General features: G+C 71.2%; 17 protein-coding genes. 9 read left to right on the forward strand and 8 right to left on the reverse strand.

Annotation, left to right across the window (positions count from 1 at the left end):
• Window positions 1-8: 8 nt before the first annotated feature.
• The 4 genes from AC0NH5_RS06415 to AC0NH5_RS06430 form a co-directional block, all read right to left on the reverse strand.
• Window positions 9-893 carry a CDP-alcohol phosphatidyltransferase family protein gene (locus tag AC0NH5_RS06415; RefSeq protein WP_474400913.1) on the reverse strand — a complete coding sequence of 295 codons (885 nt, stop codon included), beginning with the start codon at window positions 891-893 and terminating at the stop codon, window positions 9-11.
• 177 nt (window positions 894-1,070) lie between these two features.
• Entirely contained in the window at window positions 1,071-1,649 is a 579-nt protein-coding gene (locus AC0NH5_RS06420; protein ID WP_474400915.1) for a hypothetical protein, read from the reverse strand.
• A complete protein-coding gene (locus AC0NH5_RS06425) occupies window positions 1,646-2,422 on the reverse strand; it encodes a hypothetical protein (protein ID WP_474400917.1) in 777 nt (258 codons plus the stop codon). The genes AC0NH5_RS06420 and AC0NH5_RS06425 overlap by 4 nt, the downstream gene beginning before the upstream one ends.
• A complete protein-coding gene (locus AC0NH5_RS06430) occupies window positions 2,416-3,123 on the reverse strand; it encodes an ABC transporter ATP-binding protein (protein ID WP_474400919.1) in 708 nt (235 codons plus the stop codon). Before AC0NH5_RS06430 ends, AC0NH5_RS06425 begins: the two co-directional genes overlap by 7 nt.
• Window positions 3,124-3,257: 134 nt before the next feature.
• On the opposite strand from AC0NH5_RS06430, the gene AC0NH5_RS06435 reads away from it, so the two are divergent.
• Together AC0NH5_RS06435 and AC0NH5_RS06440 are read left to right on the forward strand one after the other, a co-directional pair.
• Window positions 3,258-4,109, forward strand: a complete 852-nt coding sequence (locus AC0NH5_RS06435) for a sensor histidine kinase (RefSeq protein WP_474400921.1) — start codon at window positions 3,258-3,260, stop codon at window positions 4,107-4,109.
• 224 nt (window positions 4,110-4,333) lie between these two features.
• Window positions 4,334-4,972, forward strand: coding sequence for a response regulator transcription factor (locus AC0NH5_RS06440; protein ID WP_474400922.1), 639 nt, complete (start codon window positions 4,334-4,336; stop codon window positions 4,970-4,972).
• A 667-nt stretch (window positions 4,973-5,639) separates the two neighbouring features.
• Here AC0NH5_RS06440 and AC0NH5_RS06445 read toward each other — a convergent pair.
• On the reverse strand, window positions 5,640-6,272 hold the full coding sequence (locus AC0NH5_RS06445) for a DUF4360 domain-containing protein (RefSeq protein WP_474400924.1): 633 nt from the start codon (window positions 6,270-6,272) through the stop codon (window positions 5,640-5,642).
• 287 nt (window positions 6,273-6,559) lie between these two features.
• On the opposite strand from AC0NH5_RS06445, the gene AC0NH5_RS06450 reads away from it, so the two are divergent.
• Window positions 6,560-6,916 carry a nuclear transport factor 2 family protein gene (locus AC0NH5_RS06450; protein ID WP_474400926.1) on the forward strand — a complete coding sequence of 119 codons (357 nt, stop codon included), beginning with the start codon at window positions 6,560-6,562 and terminating at the stop codon, window positions 6,914-6,916.
• 8 nt (window positions 6,917-6,924) lie between these two features.
• Here the strand turns inward: AC0NH5_RS06450 and AC0NH5_RS06455 are convergent, their stop codons facing one another.
• Complete coding sequence (locus AC0NH5_RS06455; RefSeq protein WP_474400928.1) at window positions 6,925-7,845, reverse strand: PfkB family carbohydrate kinase; 921 nt, start codon at window positions 7,843-7,845, stop codon at window positions 6,925-6,927.
• Window positions 7,846-8,298: 453 nt separating this feature from the next.
• Here AC0NH5_RS06455 and AC0NH5_RS06460 point away from each other — a divergent pair, with 453 nt between their 5' ends.
• Genes AC0NH5_RS06460 through AC0NH5_RS06475 form a run of 4 tightly spaced genes read left to right on the forward strand, consistent with a single transcriptional unit; the run spans window position 8,299 to window position 12,073 of the window.
• Window positions 8,299-10,722: a sensor histidine kinase gene (locus AC0NH5_RS06460; protein ID WP_474400929.1), complete on the forward strand. Its 2,424-nt coding sequence runs from the start codon at window positions 8,299-8,301 to the stop codon at window positions 10,720-10,722.
• On the forward strand, window positions 10,719-11,147 hold the full coding sequence (locus tag AC0NH5_RS06465; RefSeq protein ID WP_474400931.1) for a roadblock/LC7 domain-containing protein: 429 nt from the start codon (window positions 10,719-10,721) through the stop codon (window positions 11,145-11,147). Before AC0NH5_RS06460 ends, AC0NH5_RS06465 begins: the two co-directional genes overlap by 4 nt.
• Window positions 11,140-11,502, forward strand: a complete 363-nt coding sequence (locus tag AC0NH5_RS06470) for a DUF742 domain-containing protein (protein ID WP_474400932.1) — start codon at window positions 11,140-11,142, stop codon at window positions 11,500-11,502. The genes AC0NH5_RS06465 and AC0NH5_RS06470 overlap by 8 nt, the downstream gene beginning before the upstream one ends.
• A gap of 16 nt (window positions 11,503-11,518) precedes the next feature.
• On the forward strand, window positions 11,519-12,073 hold the full coding sequence (locus AC0NH5_RS06475; RefSeq protein WP_474400933.1) for a GTP-binding protein: 555 nt from the start codon (window positions 11,519-11,521) through the stop codon (window positions 12,071-12,073).
• Window positions 12,074-12,143: 70 nt separating this feature from the next.
• On the opposite strand, the gene AC0NH5_RS06480 is transcribed toward AC0NH5_RS06475, so the two are convergent.
• Complete coding sequence (locus AC0NH5_RS06480) at window positions 12,144-13,532, reverse strand: tryptophanase (protein ID WP_474400935.1); 1,389 nt, start codon at window positions 13,530-13,532, stop codon at window positions 12,144-12,146.
• Between the two features lie 8 nt (window positions 13,533-13,540).
• Window positions 13,541-14,626: a tryptophan dimethylallyltransferase family protein gene (locus AC0NH5_RS06485; protein ID WP_474400936.1), complete on the reverse strand. Its 1,086-nt coding sequence runs from the start codon at window positions 14,624-14,626 to the stop codon at window positions 13,541-13,543.
• A 623-nt stretch (window positions 14,627-15,249) separates the two neighbouring features.
• On the opposite strand from AC0NH5_RS06485, the gene idi reads away from it, so the two are divergent.
• Together idi and tuf are read left to right on the forward strand one after the other, a co-directional pair.
• The gene (gene idi / locus AC0NH5_RS06490; protein WP_474400937.1) at window positions 15,250-15,828 is read left to right on the forward strand and encodes an isopentenyl-diphosphate Delta-isomerase; all 579 of its coding nucleotides are present in this window, start codon (window positions 15,250-15,252) and stop codon (window positions 15,826-15,828) included.
• Window positions 15,829-16,079: 251 nt separating this feature from the next.
• Window positions 16,080-17,270 carry an elongation factor Tu gene (gene tuf, locus AC0NH5_RS06495; RefSeq protein WP_474400939.1) on the forward strand — a complete coding sequence of 397 codons (1,191 nt, stop codon included), beginning with the start codon at window positions 16,080-16,082 and terminating at the stop codon, window positions 17,268-17,270.
• Window positions 17,271-17,294 lie beyond the last annotated feature (24 nt).

Raw genomic sequence — 17,294 nt, forward strand, 5'->3', positions numbered from 1 at the left:
GCCCGCGCTCAGACGAGCGCCGGCACCGCGTTCTCCAGCTTGGTGATCCGCTTGTGGAACGTCTTCGTCGTGGTCCACAGCTTGTAGACCAGCAACGCCTCGAACGCGCCCAGCAGCAGCGCGGACAGCACGGTGAAGACGACGATCCGGCCGGTCACCGGCCCCAGGATGAAGACGAACATCATGAACTCGATCCCGCTGAACAGATGCGCCCGGATCCGCTGGCGCAGCAACGCGTCCCGGATGCTGACGAAGCTTCCGAAGCGGGTGCGGAACTCACCGTGCACGTCGAGTCGCTCGCGGGTGCTGTCCTGCGACGGCACGACCACGTCGTCGTCGCCCTCCTCGGCGAACCGCGGCGCCGGGCCGCCGGCCGCCGCGGAGGCCGCGAGCAGCCGCTCCTTCATGGTCAGCTTGACCTTCTGCATCTGCAGCGCGTTCAGGTAGCGGAACATGTCGAAGAAGATGACCGCCGTCGCGAGCCAGAGGAAGACGAGGTTGCCGGTCTTGAGGTATTGCCCGCCGAAGAGACCGATCGCGCACGCCAGCACCCGCAGCCGGTCGAAGACGTAATCCAGCCACGTGCCGAAGACCGAGCCGGTCCCGTTCAACCGGGCGATCTTGCCGTCCATGCAGTCGAGCACGAAGCTCAGGTGGAACAGCAGCGCGCCGGCCAGCACCCAGCCGTACTCGCCCTGCCAGAAGCAGGCGGCCGCGCCGAGGCCGACCAGGAAGGCGCCGATGGTCAGCCGGTTCGGCGTGACCCATCGCCACGGCGCGACCAGCCAGACCAGCCGGGAGGCCAGCGGGTCGACCAGCCAGACCGTCCACCAGGCGTCCCGGCGCTTGTAGGTCCGCTCACGGATCTCCGCGAGTGTCGTGCGCTCTTTCATCGCTCAGCCTCTTCACGGCCGCAGGGAGTGAACAAGCAGCGTCACGGACATGAACGGCGGATGGCCGCGGCGCTGCGGGAGATAATCTAGGAAACGCGCGCAACGGTCCACCCCTCTCCGATGATGACATCAGGATGGGTTCCTAGGATGACTACGGGCTGTGCACGCTGCCTCCCTCTACGCGTCGCGGTGACGCAGAGCGAGGGCTGCGATCGCGAGCATGACGACGGCCCAGGCCACCGCGGCAAGCAGACCGAGTTCAGGATCGGCCACGACGGTGTCCGGCAGCCACGGTCCGCTGCCGGGCCAGCGATCACGAATCAACGGACCCACCATGACGTACGAGAAGAGCACCGCCCCGACAGCTACGACTGCCTGCCGGAGCACCCCGCCCACGCCGGCCGCCACCAGCATCGACACGACCAGCGGCAGTGCCGCCTCCGGATCGCCGCCGGCGAGTGCCACCGTGAGGGCGAGCGGCACAGCGATCAGGAGCAGCGCGAAAGCCTTGGCGACGGCGAGCGGCAGCCGCCGGGGGACAGCCAGCAGCGTGGCCCTGATCTGGTTGCCGCCCTGATATTCGTGCGCCGCCGCGAGCACACCGAACACCAGCAGGCCGGGCAGGGTGTGGGACGGCGCCGAGCCGGGGGCACCGACAGCGCGCAGCAGCACCGTGACAGCGAGGGTCAGCGCGGCGGTGAGCCGGAGGGACGGCAGGGTGACGAGCTTGCCGACCTCGGCCCGGAAGGCGTTCATGCGTCCCGCCGGCGGAACATCCGGGCGGCGACCACCAGCAGGGCGGCCACCCACGCGGTCATGACGAGACCGGCGGTCACCGGCGGGATCCGCTCCTGGCCCTGCATGCCGCGCAGGAACATGTGCGGCCCGACGATGTCCGGCAGATAGGCGGCCAGCGGCGTCACCTTGGTCAGCAGGTACGAGACCGACACGACCGAGGAGTTCACGATCAGCACGGTCAGCGTGACTATCCCGTTGCGGGCGAGCAGCGTTATCGCGTACGACAGAAGGCCGATCAGCAGAAGATAGGCGACCGCCGCGACCGCCCGGACGGGTTCGGGCGCCGGCACGGCCGTACCGTGCATCATCTCGGTCAGCGCCAGCGTCGCCACCACCGTCACCACCCCGGTCGCCGCCACCACCAGGCACAGCGCGGCCGCCTTGGCGGCCAGCAACCGGGCGCGGCGCGGCGCGGCCAGCAGCGTCGCGGTGAGCTGGCGCGCGCCCGGCGCGTCCTCCCCGGTGCTGGTGTACTCGCTGCTCACCGTCACCACCCCGAGGACCATCGCGCCGAGCAGGCTGATCATCAGGTTCTGCAAGCCCATGTCGGACGGGTCGCCGTAAGCGCCGTCGGCCAGCGCCCGGCGGGTGGCCGGCGCGTTGACCAGCACCAGGAGCGGGGCGCCGAGCAGGCCGAGCACGATGCCCACCCAGGCGGTCGGCAGGCCGAGGAGCTTGCGCAGCTCGGCCCGGACGAGCGGAGCGATGGGGGTACGGCCCGGCGTCACCACGGCTGTGCCGCCGACGTGAGGGCGAGGAAGGCGTCCTCCAGAGTCTGGTGGTCACCGGTGACCTCGGCGAGTGCGCCGCGGGCGACCACCCGACCGTGATCGATGATCACCACGTCGTCGGCGATCTCGGCCAGCTCGCCCATCAGGTGACTGGAGAGCAGCACAGTGCGGCCCTCGTCGGCGCTGTCCCGCAGGAACGTGCGCATCCACCGGATGCCGGCCGGGTCCAGCCCGTTCACCGGCTCGTCCAGGATCAGCACCCGCGGGTCGCCGAGCAGCGCGGCGGCCAGGCCGAGACGGCGCCCCATGCCGAGCGAGAACTTGCCGGCCCGCTTGCCGGCGTCACCACCGAGGCCGACCACCTCCAGAACCTCGGCGACCCGGGACCCGGGGATGCCGTTGCTCGCGGCCATCCAGCGCAGGTGCGCGCGGGCGGTCCGGGCCCGGTGCGCTCCGCTGCCGTCGAGCAGGGCGCCGACCTTCGTCAGCGGCCGGTCCCAGGCGGCGTACGGGCGGCCGTCGATCAGGGCGGTCCCGCCCTGCGAGCGGTCCAGCCCGAGCAGGATGCGCAGCGTGGACGTCTTGCCGGCGCCGTTGGGCCCGAGGAAGCCGGTGACACGTCCCGGGTGCGCCTCGAAGGTGATCTCGTGCAGGATCGTCGTCCGACCCCTGATCTTGCTGATGCCGTCGATCGTGATCATTGCTCCAGTCAATCGGCGGGCGGGCCCCCGGCACATCGGACCGGTCTCGGATGTTCCACCGCCCCTTCTCGGACCTTGATCCCCCGGTTCGCGGCCCGGTCTCGGACCCTGGTCCGACCGCTACAGTCGGGCGGGTGCTCGCCCATCCGCGTCCGGCCTGGCGCAACCGCGCCGTCCCGGTCGTCGCCGTCGTCGCCACGGCGCTGCTGCTCACCATGTGCACCGTCGGCGTCTCCGGCCCGGCCACCAAGGTCATCCCCCCGCTGATCGCCGGGTCCGCGGTCGGGGCGGTGATCTGGGCGGTGCGCCGGTGGCGGGCCGACCGCGCCGACTACGAGCGGCGGCTCACCGAGTGGGCGGCCGCCGAAGCGGTGCTGGCCGAGCGCCTGCGGATCGCCCGGGACCTGCACGATCTGGTCTCGCACGGGCTGGGGCTGATCACCGTACGGGCGGCGAGCACCCGGCACCTGCCGAAACCGCCGGAAGTGGGCGAGGCGCTCGCGGACATCGAGGAGGCCGGCCGGCACGCCACCTCGGAGCTGCGCCGCATGCTCACGGTGCTGCGGGAGCCGGACGGTCCGGGCCCGCGAACCCCGTTGGAGAGCCTGGACGCCCTGCCGGAGATCGTCCGGGCCGCGGAATCGGCCGGCCTGCGCCCCCGGCTCGCGGCCGAGCCGCTCGGCGAGGTGACACACGGGGTGCAGGTCGCGGTCTGCAAGACGGTACGCGAGGGGCTCAGCAACGCGGCCCGGCACGCCGGACCGTCCGACGTGGTCGTGCGCGTGCACCGGGACGGCCGCTTCATCGTGGCCAGCGTGGCCGACCGCGGCCCGTCGGCACCCGGCTGGCGGGCTGTCCCCGGGGCCGGGCACGGCCTGTCCGGCCTGCGCGAACGAGTGGGCAGCCTCGGCGGGACCCTGACCGCCGAGCCGGTGGACGGCGGGTTCCGGCTGACCGCCCGCATCCCCGACGAGCCCGCCGCATGACCACCCACCCGGCATCCGCCTCCGTTCCGCCGCACCCCACGGCTCTCGATGCGCGGCATCCCGTCGCTCCCGTTCCGCCGGATGCGACTGCTCCGGTTCCGGCGGGCGCGACTGCTCCGGTTCCGGCGGGTGCGACTGCTCCGAGTGCGCCGGGTGCCACTGCTGCCGTTTCGGTGGGTTCCGGCGCATCCGCCTCCGGGACCGCGCGGATCGGGGTGCTTCTCGTGGATGACCAGCCGCTCCTCCGGCAGAGCCTCGCCATGATCATCGAGAACGAGCCGGACCTGACCGTTGTCGGCCAGGCAGCCGACGGCGCCGAGGCCGTGCTGCGAGCCCGGGCGGCACGCCCCGACGTGGTCCTGATGGACGTGCGGATGCCGAGACTCGACGGCCTGGAAGCCACCCGCCGGATCTGCGCCGACCCGGTGCTCGCCGGGTCCCGGGTGCTGGTACTGAGCATGTTCGAGCTCGACGAGTACGTCTACGAGGCCCTGCACGCGGGCGCCTCCGGATTCCTGCTGAAGGACGCCCGGCCCGAGGAGCTGCTGGACGCCATCCGGCGTACGCATCGAGGTGAATCGCTCTTCGCCCCGTCGATCCTGACCCGGCTGGTGGCCCACTACGTGGCCGCGCCCCGCCGCGATCGCCCACCCGCCCCGCCCGGCGGCCTCACGCCCCGCGAGGTGGAGGTGCTCGCCCTGATCGGCAACGGCCTGTCCAACGACGAGATCGCCGCCGCCCTGGTGATCTCGATCAAGACCGTGAAGACCCACATCACCCACCTGCTGGCCAAACTCGCCGCCCGCGACCGCGCGCAGCTGGTGATAGCCGCCTTCAACGCCGGCCTGGTCCGCCCCCGCTGACCACCACTCACCGGAGCGCCCGGCGGGTCACCGCCCGCCACCCGGCGCCTGGGGGCGCCTGAGCGCCCGCCCATCCCCACCCACGCCGCCCCGCCCGCGCCGCCCTGCCCGCCGCGCCGCCCTGCCCGCCGCGCCGCCCTGCCCGCCGCGCCGCCCTGCCCGCCGCGCCGCCATCCGCCGCGATGCCGCCCGCCGCGATGCCGCCCGCCGCGATGCCGCCCGCCGCGACGCCACCCCGGGCGGGACACCCGTCCGCCGTCTGCCGAGCTTGGCCGCCCTCGGATTCCGGCGCCTGCCCGCGGGCGCGGCCGTCCGCGAACTCGTAGTGGGCACCCGCCTGCCGATCTCACGCGCGCCGTTTCGCGCGTGACAGCTCTGGAACGCAGCCGGGCACCCGACACAGAGCTTGATGATCAGTCGGCTGGCGATGGGGGACGGGTCGCGGCTCAACGCCTTGCGGATGGCCGGCCGGGAGGTGCTGCGCCTCACGGCCGGGGACGTGCTGCGGAGTTCGGGTCAGGTCGTCGCCATGGCGCCGGCCGCCCTGGCGGCGGCCGATGACGCCTCGCCTGACCGCACCGGGCTGCCGGGGCGTCGTCGGCGGCCGGCTGATCGCCGCCGGATGCGGGGCCGCAACGGGCCGGCATCCGGCGGGCCGGTGAGCGGATCAGCACTTCATCCAGGAGACGTGGTAGACGGTGGCGAGGTTGCCGTCGGAGGAGTCCATGGTGAGGAAGTTGGTGGTGCCGCCCTTCGCGGTGCCGGCGTTCACCCGCAGCTCGGTGTTGATGTTCAGGTAGCGCTTCTCGCCGCACGGCAGGAAAGACATGGAGCTGATCTCCACCTGGTCGGTGCGCTGCCAGTTCTCGGCGAGGTAGCCCTTGAAGTCGTGCCGGATCCGGGTGGTGTGCCGCTCGCCCTGGAAGTAGTAGTTCGCCGTCTCGGAACCGGTCGCGCCCTCTTCCAGGCTCGCGTATCCGCGGTAGTCGGCGCCGGCGATCGCGTACGTGTAACCCTCGGGCACGAGCACGTCGAGAGAGAGCTGACAGTTCTTCCGGAAATCGGTGGACCTCGCCTCGGGGCCGACCTGGGCGACGAACTGGCTGTACGCGACCGTGAACGCCTTGTTGTCCGGGGACACCGTCACCTCGGCGGTGCCTTTCGGGCAGCCGGAGCCGTTCGCGGAGACCACGTCGATGACCATGTCCTCGGCCGGCGGGGGCGCGAGCTGCAGGTTCGTGACGGGCGCGCTGCCCAGGGTCGAGGCGAGCATGGTGGCGGCGGTGATCGCGTTCAGCATTGAATCTTCCTCCGGAATCACAGAAACGGGCACGAGAATGCGCCTCACGAATGGGCCGGCATGGCCGAAGCGCCGGTGAGAAACGTACGTTTCGCCAGTTGTGCGGCGCAGCGAATAGCGTCAGGGAAACGCCTGCCGGTGTGTGGTCGAGGCGATTTATTGACCGTCCGGGCGCACTCCCGCCGGACATCCGGACAGACATCGCGGAAACGCCGGACAAACGCCGCGGTCGATGCTATGTCCGCGAGGCGATCGACAGGCCGTCGCGCCTCTGCGACTGTGGGAACATGACTGACATCGATATCGCCGCGGAGAACAAGAGACGGTTTCTCGAGGCTTTCGGCCGGTTCGCGGAGGGCGACGCCGACGTGCTGTTCGAGATCATCCGAGAGGATTTCGTGACGCACACGCCGGGCGCCCCGTCCGGCCGGGACGCCTGGATCGAGTTCATCAAGAACTCACCGCTGGCGACGGCCACGCTCGAGTTGCAGCACGTCGTCGCGGACGCCGAGTTCGTGGTGGCGCACTACCACCTGATCCCGGAGGAGGGCCCGGCCGAGGCGGTGGTGGACATCTGGCGGTTCGAGGACTTCCTGATCGTCGAGCACTGGGACGTGAGCCGCCCGCTGGAGCCCGCCGGATAGGGCGGGGGTCAGATGCGGCGGCGCAGAGCCGAATCGCTGAGGTTCGGCCGGCCGCCGGGGTGGCCGACGGTCGCGCCGGACGCCGCGACGGCGTAACGAGCCGCCTCCTCCGGCGGCGCACCCCGCAGCAGCGCGACGGTCAGGGCGGCAGTGAGCGCGTCACCGGCGCCGGTGGTGTCGACCACCTTCTCGTCGCTGAGCGGGACCAGCACCTCGCCGTCGCCCCACCGCTCGCCGCGCCACACGAAGTAGTTCGCCTCCGGCAGCTCGAACGCGAACAGCGACGGCCCGGACAGGTCGCCGACCGCCGCGCGCAGCTCGGCCGGGTCCTTCGCCGCGGTGCCGGTCAGCTGCTCGGTCTCCTTGCCGTCGGTGCGCACCACGTCGGCGGCGGCCAGCAGCGCCGCGCGGTCGGTGTCGTCGCCGGGTGCGCCGTCGAGCACCACCAGCGCTCCGCCGGCGCGGCCCAGGCGGGCGGCGGCCAGTGCGGCGGGTCCCGGTTGCTGCAGTTGCACGAGTACGGCGTCGGCGTCCCGCAGCAGCCGTTCCGCCGCCTGCACGTCCGCCTCGGTCAGCAGCATCGGCTCCGGCAGGTGCTCGAGGTAGCGGTAGCGACCCCCGGCGTCCAGTGCCTCCACGATCAGCCCGGTCGGGGTGCCGGCCCGGCGGATCACCGGGGACACGTCGATCCCGTCCGCGCGTGCCTGGGAGAGCAGTTCGTCGCCGATCCGGTCGTCGCCGCAGACCGCCAGCAGGGCCGGCTGGGCGCCCAGCTGGGCCAGTGCGACGGCCTGGTTGGCGCCCTTGCCGCCGAGCATCTCCCGCCGCAGCCGGGCGTCGGCGGAGCTGCCGGCCTCGGGCATCTCGTCGACGAGCAGGACCAGATCGCGGGCCAGCTGCCCGGCCACCACCACACGTTGCGAAGTCACCCTCTGCCGCTACCCGATCGGAGCACGCCAACACATGCTCATACCCGCACAAGTCGACCAGCCCAGCGTGTGAAGTTCGGCCCGCATACGAGCCCGAACTTCACACGCGCTTTGCGGGCTGACCTGTGTGTGAAGTTCGGCCCGCATACGAGCCCGAACTTCACACGCGGGGGTGGGGCGGGCCGGCGGTGGGCGGCATGATCGAATGGGGGCGTCTAAAGTAGACTCGCTGTTCACCGGGCTCGGACGGACGGTGAGCGTGCCACGGCGTATGCCGAACGGTTACCGGCGGACGAAGATCCGCTGACCTGGACCGGCGGCGCGAGATCCGTACAAAAGCGGAAAATCCTCGCTGGTGCGGATCATGCCGTGACGCTAGGGTCTGTACGCACTTCGATCGCGCCGTACCCCGAGCGCAGATCGGTGCTTCACGCTGCCCAGATTGGATGAACGTTGGCGCCTGCACCGGCCGACCCCGCACCCCGTCCGCAAAAGACCCGGCAGCAGTCGATCAAGCGACGCGTCGTACGCCTGGTTCTCATTCCCAGTGTGGTGGCCCTGCTGCTGTGGTTCACCGCCTCCGGTTACCTGGTCTTCCAGGGCTTCTACAACCGGACGGTGGCCATCACGGTGCGCGAGGTCTCGATCCCCGCGGTCACCGCGCTCTCCTCGATCCAGCAGGAACGCCGGCTCAGCATCGCGTACCTGGCCCGCCCCTCCCGGGACCTGAAGTCGCTGCTCGACCAGCGGCAGCAGACCGACGCACAGCTGACGAAGCTGCGTGAGGTCGCCGACAGCCAGCTGGCCCGCGCGCCGGACTCGATCCTGGAACGCTGGCGGACGCTGTCCGGCTATCTCGACCAGCTGCCGAGCACCCGCAGCGCGATCGACGCCCGGTCCACCACGGACGAGCGGGCGTACACGTTCTACAACGAGCTGCTCGACGCCGCGGCCGACCTCTTCGACAACCAGGCCCGGATCGTGCCGGACGCGGTGGCGGCGCAGGGCGGCCTCACGGCGACCGAGTTGTTCCGGGCCAGCGACCTGATGTCCCGGGCCGCCTCGACGATGGACGGCGCGTTCGCCGCGAACGCGTTCGGGCGCTCGGATTACCTGGAGTTCGCGCGCCTGGTCAACGCGTACCACTATCAGCTGGAGAGCAGCCGGGCGCAGATGGAGCCGGCGGTCCGCGACGAGCTGCAGAGTTTCGAGCGCACCGCCGAGTGGCGGGCCCTGCTGGCCGCGGAGAACGCGATCATGGCAGCCGGGCCGTGGCGCCGGGGGACGCCGGCCGCGCTCGGCCAGATCCGCGGCGAGTGGACCGATGCGACCGCGGCCGTCGCCGCGCGCCTGTCCGACCTGACCATCGACGAGGCCGACCAGGTCTCCGCCCGCACCCTGCGAACCGGCAACAACCAGCTCCTCAGCGCGCTGGTCGGCAGTCTGGTGGCGCTGCTCGTGGCGATCGGCGCGATCCTCTGGGCGCTGCGCCAGTCGGCCGTCCTGGTCGACCGGGCCCTCTCGGTCCGCCTGTCCCGGCTGGGCAGCGACGCCGACACGCTCGTCGACGAGCGTCTGCCGGCCGTCATGGACCAGCTGCGCCGGCGGGAACCGGTCGACCTGGCCGTCGAGTTCGCCCCCGGCGACTACGGCAGCGACGAGATCGGCCAGGTGGCGAGCGTGCTCAACCGGTCGTTGCGCGCCGCCGCGGAGGCGGCCGTCGACGAGGCCAAGGCCCGGGCCGCCGGCACCGCGATGCTGATGGGTGTCGCGCGGCGCCCGCAGCGCCCGTTGCAGCGCGGCCTGAAGGTGATCGAGGACCTGCAGCGGCAGATCGGCGACGAGAAGCTGCTGAGCCACCTGTTCGACATCCACCACCAGCTCAATCAGACCCGGCGCTTCCTGGAGAACCTGGTCATCCTCGCCGGTGGGCAGATCGGCCGGCGGTTCTCCAAGCCGATGCCGCTGCGCCGGGTGCTGCTGGCCGCGTTCGCCGAGGCGCACAACTATCAGCGGATCAGCCTGCGCAGCGCGACCGACGTGCACCTGGTCGGGTACGCGGTCGCCGAGGTCATCCACCTGCTGGCCGAGCTGCTGGACAACGCGCTGGCGTTCTCCCCGCCCCGGACCACGGTCTGGGTGACCGCGGTGAAGGTCAACCACGGCGTCGCGGTGGAGATCGAGGACGCCGGCGTGGGCATGAGCGCCGACGCCGTGGAACGGGCGAACACCCTGCTCGCCGCGGCGCCCACCCCGGACGTCACCGAGTTGAAGGACGGCGCGCAGGTCGGCCTCTACGTGGTGGCGGAGCTGGCCAAACGGGAGGGCGTGCAGGTGAGCCTGCGCCGCTCGGCGTACGGCGGCCTGCTCGCCGTCGTGCTCCTGCCCGAGCGCCTGCTCGTCACCGGTGACCTGCCGGCCGAGGGGAACGGCCCGCAGGCCGTCGCCGCCGCGCCGCCGATGGAGAGTGCCCGCCGGGCGCCGGACCGGCCCGCCGCGGCGCCCGCCGTGTCCCGGTCCGCGGTGGGTCTCCTGGAACCCGAGGCCGGCGCCGATCGGCCTTCCGACCACACCGCAGGCGGCCCCGTGAGCGAACCAGAGCCGAGCAGCGCCGTCCGGGCCCCCGAGCGGGCCGTCACCCCGGGCCCCACCGCCGGGACCAGACCGCCGCTGCCCAGCCGGCAACCGCAGCAGCACCTGGCACCCGGCCTGCGCGAGGAGGCGTCGATCGGCGAGACCACCGGCGACGTGCTCGCGACGCGCTCGCCGGAGGAGGCCCGCAACCGTTTCGCCAACTACCAGAGGGGTCGTGCCGCGGGGCGTGCGGCCGACCGCGACGAGACAGAAAACCAAGCTGAGCAAGGCGGGAACGCGTGACCAACTCGACCTCTTCCCTCGAACTGCCCTGGATGCTCGACGACCTCACCGAGGTGCCGCACGTCGTCTCCGTGGTCGTGCTGTCCACCGACGGGTTGATCGTCCAGAAGTCGACGTCGATGGCGCAGGACCTGGCGGAGATCCTCGCCGCCGGCGCCTCCTCGATGTACAGCGTGGCCGCCGGGACCGGCCGGCGTTTCGCCAGCGGGCCGGTGCAGCAGGTGGTCATCGAATATCAGGAGCACACCCTGTTCGTCGCGGCCGCCGGGCAGAACGCCCGCCTGGCGGTGCTCTGCGACCAGGACGTCGACATGGGCATGGTGGCCTACGAGGTGAGCCGGCTGGTCACCCGCATCGGGGATTATCTGGGTGCGCCGGCCCGCTCGGCGATGCCGGGCGCCGACGCCCCAGGCCGCAATGACTGACGACTGGGACGGCGACGACGAGACGGCGGCCGGACGGTTCGTCCCGTTGTACATCCTGGTCAACGGGCGGACCACGCCGCGGGACAGCAACCTGGACCTGGCCACCCAGGTCATCGCACTGCCGGCCGACGCCACCCGGCTCGAGCCCGAGTACCTGCAGATCCTGAACCGGTGCGGTAACTGGATCTCGATCGCCGAGATCGGCGCGTACCTGCACATCCCGCTGGCGATCGTCAAGGTGATGGTCGACGTGCTGCTGGAACAGGGCTATCTGGACAGTGGCTCGCCGGCGCAGCACCGGGTCATCGACCCGGGTGTGCTCGGCGCGGTCCTGGCCGGCCTCGAGCGGCTCTGATCACGAGGACTGAGGAATGAGACGCACATCAGTCAAGATAGTCGTGGCCGGTGGCTTCGGCACCGGTAAGACGACCCTGGTCGGCTCGGTCAGCGAGATCCCTCCGCTGACCACGGAGGAGCTGCTCACCGAGGCCGGCATCGGGGTGGACGACGTGACCGGGGTGGAGTCCAAGACGACCACGACGGTGGCGCTGGACTTCGGCCGGATCACCATCGGCGCGGACGTGGTGCTCTATCTGTTCGGCACCCCCGGCCAGGACCGGTTCTGGTTCATGTGGGACGAGCTGGCCCAGGGCGCGATCGGGGCGATCGTGCTGGTCGACACCCGGCGGCTGGACACCAGCTTCCCGGCCGTCGACTACTTCGAGCGGCGGGGCCTGCCGTTCGTGGCCGCGGTGAACAGGTTCTTCGGCGAGTGCCCGTACACCGAGGACGAGATCCGCGGCGCGCTGAAGCTGGGCGCGGAGGTGCCGCTGGTGTGGCTCGACGCGCGGGACCGGTCGTCGAGCAAGCAGGCGCTGGTCGCCCTGGTCCGGCACGCGATGGCACGGCTGCAGCCGGCGCGGTGACCTGAGAGCGGTGGATCCCGCCGCCCCGCGAGGCATGCGGCGGCGGGAGCCACGGCCGGCTCACGGGATCTCAGGGCAGCGGTTCCAGCCGGACCTTGAAGTGGCGCAGCAGGGGTGGCGCCGAGACGATCCGGTAGCCACGGATCCGCTCCGGGTTCTTCGCGATCGCCCCGAGTACCGCCGCGGCGTACCCGAAATGCTCCTCGGTGTAGACCCGCCGGGGGATCGCCAGCCGGACCAGCTCGAAGGGCGCCGGGCTGGTCAGCCGGTTCTCGGCGTCGAGGGTGCCGAGGTACAACGAGCCGAGCTCGGCGGAGCGGATGCCGCCGTCGAGATAGAGCTGGCAGCCGAGCGAGTGCCCGGGGAACTCGGCCGGGGACAGATGCGGCAGCAGCCGGCCGGCGTTGAGGTACAGCGCGTGGATGCCGGCGGGCTGGACGGTGTCCACGCCGGCATCGTTGATCATGCGGGCGAAGCGTGCGGTCTGCTCGGCGCGGGACGCCAGGTACGCCGGATCCACCACCTCGCGCAGACCCTGGGCGAGACGCTCCAGATCGTGCCCGGCGAGTCCTCCGTAGGTGGAGAACCCCTCGGTGGCGATCAGGTTGGCCTCGCAGCGGGCGAACAGGTCGTCGTCGCGCAACCCGATGAGGCCGCCGATCGCGGTGAGGCCGTCCTTCTTGAGGCTGATCAGGCAGCCGTCGGCGAGCTGAAAGGCCCGGGTGGCGATCTGCCGCGGCGTCCAGTCCCGGTAACCGTCCTCGCGTTGCTTGACCAGCCAGGCGTTCTCGGCGAACCGGGCGGCGTCCAGGAAGAACGGGACCCGGTAGCGGCGGCAGAGGGCCTGGACCGCCTCCAGGTTGGCCATCGAGACCGGCTGCGCGCCGAGCCCGTTGTTGGTGATCGTCATGAGCACCAGGCCGACCCGCGGGCCGTCCGGGCCGGTGAGGGTGCGCTCCAGCGCGACCAGATCGATGTTGCCCTTGAACGGCGCGGTGCTGTCCAGGTCGGCGGCCTCGGGGCAGGGCAGGTCGCGTGCCTCCGCGCCGGCGATCTGGACGTTGGCGTGAGTGGTGTCGAAGTGGGTGTTGCTGACGCAGATCTGCCCCGGCTTCAGCAGACCGGAGAAGAGGATGCGCTCGCCGGCCCGGCCCTGGTGCACCGGCAGGAGGTGCGGATAACCGGTCAGCTCGGCGGCTTCCTCGCGGAAGCGGAACCAGGAGCGGGCACCGGCGTACGACTCGTCGCCGACCGCGGCCGCGGCCTCCTGCAGGGACGAGGTCGCCCCGGTGCCCGAGTCCGAGAGCAGGTCCACGGTGATCTGGTCGGCGCGCAGGTTGAACGGGTTGTACCCGGCCGCGCTGATGGCCTCGCGCCGTTGCTCGGGCGTGAGGAAGGGAATCGGCTCCACCACCTTGATCCGGTACGGCGGGGGAAGCGGGATGTGCGGGGGCAGCAAGGGAGCTCCTAGACAGGGACCGACAGCGGCCGAGGCGGCGTCACCCGGTACGCCTCGGAGGACAGGTAGACCGTCATGCCCGGGCGCGGCGGCCCGAGGCGCAGCGAGACGTGGGCGAGCAGCCCGGCGCCGTCGGCGAGCCGCCGGTCGGTGACGGCGCCGATCGCCCGGTCGAGGACGGCGGGGTCGAACCGGTAGCGCTCCAGCAGCGGCAGGACCCGGGCGAGGGCCTGCTCGTCGTCGTCGACGTAGTCGCGGATCGGCACGTAGATGCTGTAGCCGACCGGCCGGTCGGCGCCCTCGGTGATCGTGTAACTGCCCACCAGCGGGCGGCCGCCGAAGCGCTCGGTGCCCCCGCTGCTGAGGCAGAAGGCGGCCACCTCGTCCGGGTCGACGCCGTCGACCGCGGCGGCGGCGCGCGCGACGTCGCCCGGCTCGGCGTCGTGGTGCGAGAGGTAGAGCTTGACCCGGGCCTGCGGGCCGTCGTGCAGGTCGAGGGCGAAGAACGTCAGGCGGTCCCGGCAGCCGAGCTCACCCGCGCGGACGGCATGGCGCAGCATGCTCGCGTACGCCGGACCGAGTCCGAGCCGGCCCAGCGCCTCGGCGACGACCTCGGGCGCCTGTTCGGGGCCGGCCAGCTCGGGGTTGAGGTAGACCTTGAACTCGGGCTGTCGCCCGGCGCGGAACACCAGGGAGATCCAGAGGCCGAAGTCGTCCTTCGGGCTTTCGGTGGTGAACAGCTCACGAATGGTGTCGAGCCGGCCGGTGGAAAGGTTGTACCGCGCGGCGTGGCGGTGCAGGAAATCGTAAGTGGCCGCCATGTTCTCGGCCATGCCGGGAAGGGGCGCGACAACCTCGGCGAGAATGCGCAGCGCGGGCGGTTCGGTCTCGTTGTAGGCGAGCGAGAACTCGATCGGCGTGTGATCGTCGGCGACGCCGGACGGCCAGGCGGGCGGGTCGGACAGCGGCCGTGACCCGTGCTCGCCGAGGACGCCGGAAAGCAGATCCACCGGCGTGGCGGGGTCGATGCCGACGACGTGGCAGAGGCGGCCGAGCTGGCTGCCGAGACGATCCATTACCGACAAGTCTTGCATCCTGACCCCTGTTCCGAGCAGCCGCCGACTGCCCCGGTCGCCCGGCTTCCTGGGGTCGACCTGCCCGCTTCGTCCTACTTTTTTCGGCACCGGCAGGCGCTGCTGCTGATCACCTACTCTCACCAATAGTTATGTCGATCATGAAGCGAAGTCGAGTGCGACATAGATCACAGTGGATAGTCGCGCGGGCTTTCGTCACTGTCCGCAGTGGCCGGTCGTCGCGAGCGTTCCGAGATCTGTAGAAGCGGCAGGTCAGCGGGCGGTCATGCACCAAGGCGAGATCGGCAAATGAGGGATCATGGGCCGCCCCCCGAGAAGCGAAAATCATTCGCTATGTACGCAGCGCGCTTGTTGGCCCGATATCGGCGTGGAGTCGCCGTTCCACCAGGGCAGGCAGACCAAAATCGGTCGACCGCCCGGCGCGAAAAGTTACTACCGAACTACTTTGAGTTACTGGCGGATCGCCAACCGGCTGTGTAGCGTCAGCCCCGCAGGCCCGCGTCGCCGATGTCGCCGGCATGCTCTCGGGTGAGCTGACCAGCGCTCACCCTCGTCCAGCCTTGGTGAAACGTCCAGCCTTGGTGAAACGCCGTGCACCGGCCTGCTCGGAATCGGGAACGCCCGTGGAACACGTCATTCTTCTCAACGAGTCCGGTGAAGCAGAAGGCCTGGCCGACAAACAGACGGTGCATACCGCGGACACGCCTCTTCATCTCGCGTTCTCCTGCTATGTCTTCGACTCCGCCGGCCGATTCCTGATCTCGCAGCGCGCCCTGCACAAGAAGACCTGGCCCGGTGTCTGGACCAACAGCGTCTGTGGGCATCCCCAGCAGGGCGAGCCCATCGTCGACGCCGTCCACCGCCGCGCCGGGTTCGAGCTCGGGCTCATGCTGGACACCGTGCGCCTCGTGCTGCCCGCCTTCCGCTACCGGGCCGAGCTGGACGGTGTCGTGGAGAACGAGATGTGCCCCGTCTTCCACGCGACCGTCCGCGCCGACCCGCGGCCCAACCCCGACGAGGTCGCCGCCACCCGCTGGCTGACCTGGACCGACTTCACGCGCGACGTCGCGGCCACGCCCGGTGCGTTCTCGCCCTGGTGCGGTCAGCAGATCGAGCAGCTCACCGCCCTCGGCACCGCCCCGGACAGCTGGCCGACCGGCGATCCCGCCCTGCTGCCCCCGGCCGCCCGCGCCGAAATCTAAATCGCTGGCCGACACCGGCGCGGCGCGCTATCTTCGGCGACATGTTCTTCGCGCCCGGTCTGCAGCTGCCCCGCACGGTGGTGGCTCCCGCGCGCGCTCTTCCCGGCGCCGATACGCGAGTCTGACCCTTCCCCACCGGCAGCAGAACCCCGGGGAAGGGTGGCTGTCCCCTGCCCGGGTTCTGACGCGCCCGCCTGGCGACGGGTCGTGTAACACCACGATGCCTCGCATCCAGTGAGGACTGAGAAACCATGGCGAAGAGCCAGTTCATCCGCAGCAAGCCGCACCTCAACATCGGCACGATGGGACACGTCGACCACGGCAAGACGACGCTGACCGCCGCGATCACCAAGGTCCTCGCCGACCGCGACCCGGTTGCCAACCGGTACGTCGCGTTCGAGGGGATCGACAAGGCGCCGGAGGAGGCCGCCCGCGGGATCACCATCACCATCGCCCACGTCGAGTACGAGACCCCGAACCGCCACTACGCCCACGTCGACATGCCCGGCCACGCCGACTACGTGAAGAACATGATCACGGGAGCGGCGCAGGTGGACGGCGCGATCCTGGTCGTCTCGGCGCAGGACGGGTCGATGCCGCAGACCCGCGAGCACGTGCTGCTCGCCCAGCGGGTCGGCGTGCCGTACCTGGTGGTCGCCCTCAACAAGAGCGACGCGGTGGACGACCCGGAGCTGCTCGACCTGGTCGAACTGGAGGTCCGCGAGCTGCTCAGCGGGTACGGGTTCCCCGGCGACGAGGTCCCGGTCGTGCGGGTCAGCGCACTCAGGGCCCTCGAGGGCGACCCGCGCTGGGTGGCGTCCGTCGGGGAGCTGCTCGACGCGGTCGACGACTACGTGCCGGTCCCGCCCCGCGAGCTCGGCGAGCCGTTCCTGATGCCGATCGAGAACGTGCTCTCGATCAGCGGGCGTGGCACCGTGGTCACCGGCAAGGTGGAGCGCGGCGAGCTGCGCGCCGGCGAGCCGGTGGAGGTGGTCGGCCTCGGCCCGACCGTCGCCAGCGTCGCCACCGGCCTGGAGACGTTCGGCAAGGTCCTGGAGTCGGCACAGGCCGGCGACAACGCCGCCGTCCTGCTCCGCGGCATCAAGCGCGAGCAGGTGCAGCGGGGCCAGGTGGTTGCCGCGCCCGGCAGCGTGCGGCCGCACCGGGTCTTCCGGGCCAGGATGTACGCGTTGACGAAGGAGGAGGGTGGGCGCCACACGCCGTTCGAGGCGAACTACCGCCCGCAGTTCTACTTCCACACCACCGACGTCTCGGGCGGGCTGGACCTCGGCGACCGTGACCTGGTCATGCCGGGGGACACCCTGGACGAGGTGACCGTGACCCTGGGCAAGGAGATCGCCCTGGAGGTGGGTCTCGGCTTCGCCGTCCGCGAGGGTAACCGCACCGTCGCCGCCGGCACGGTCACCGCCATCCTGGACTGAGCACGTGAGCGGGTGACCCGGTGT

The organism is Actinoplanes sp. 13 (assembly GCF_056134165.1).

Coding starts and splice junctions, on each gene's coding strand:
- AC0NH5_RS06415 (WP_474400913.1), bottom strand. CDS start 893: ATGAAAGAGCGCACGACACTCGCGGAGATCCGTGAGCGGACCTACAAG.
- AC0NH5_RS06420 (WP_474400915.1), bottom strand. CDS start 1,649: ATGAACGCCTTCCGGGCCGAGGTCGGCAAGCTCGTCACCCTGCCGTCC.
- AC0NH5_RS06430 (WP_474400919.1), bottom strand. CDS start 3,123: ATGATCACGATCGACGGCATCAGCAAGATCAGGGGTCGGACGACGATC.
- AC0NH5_RS06445 (WP_474400924.1), bottom strand. CDS start 6,272: ATGCTGAACGCGATCACCGCCGCCACCATGCTCGCCTCGACCCTGGGC.
- AC0NH5_RS06450 (WP_474400926.1), top strand. CDS start 6,560: ATGACTGACATCGATATCGCCGCGGAGAACAAGAGACGGTTTCTCGAG.
- AC0NH5_RS06470 (WP_474400932.1), top strand. CDS start 11,140: ATGACTGACGACTGGGACGGCGACGACGAGACGGCGGCCGGACGGTTC.
- AC0NH5_RS06475 (WP_474400933.1), top strand. CDS start 11,519: ATGAGACGCACATCAGTCAAGATAGTCGTGGCCGGTGGCTTCGGCACC.
- AC0NH5_RS06485 (WP_474400936.1), bottom strand. CDS start 14,626: ATGCAAGACTTGTCGGTAATGGATCGTCTCGGCAGCCAGCTCGGCCGC.
- tuf (WP_474400939.1), top strand. CDS start 16,080: ATGGCGAAGAGCCAGTTCATCCGCAGCAAGCCGCACCTCAACATCGGC.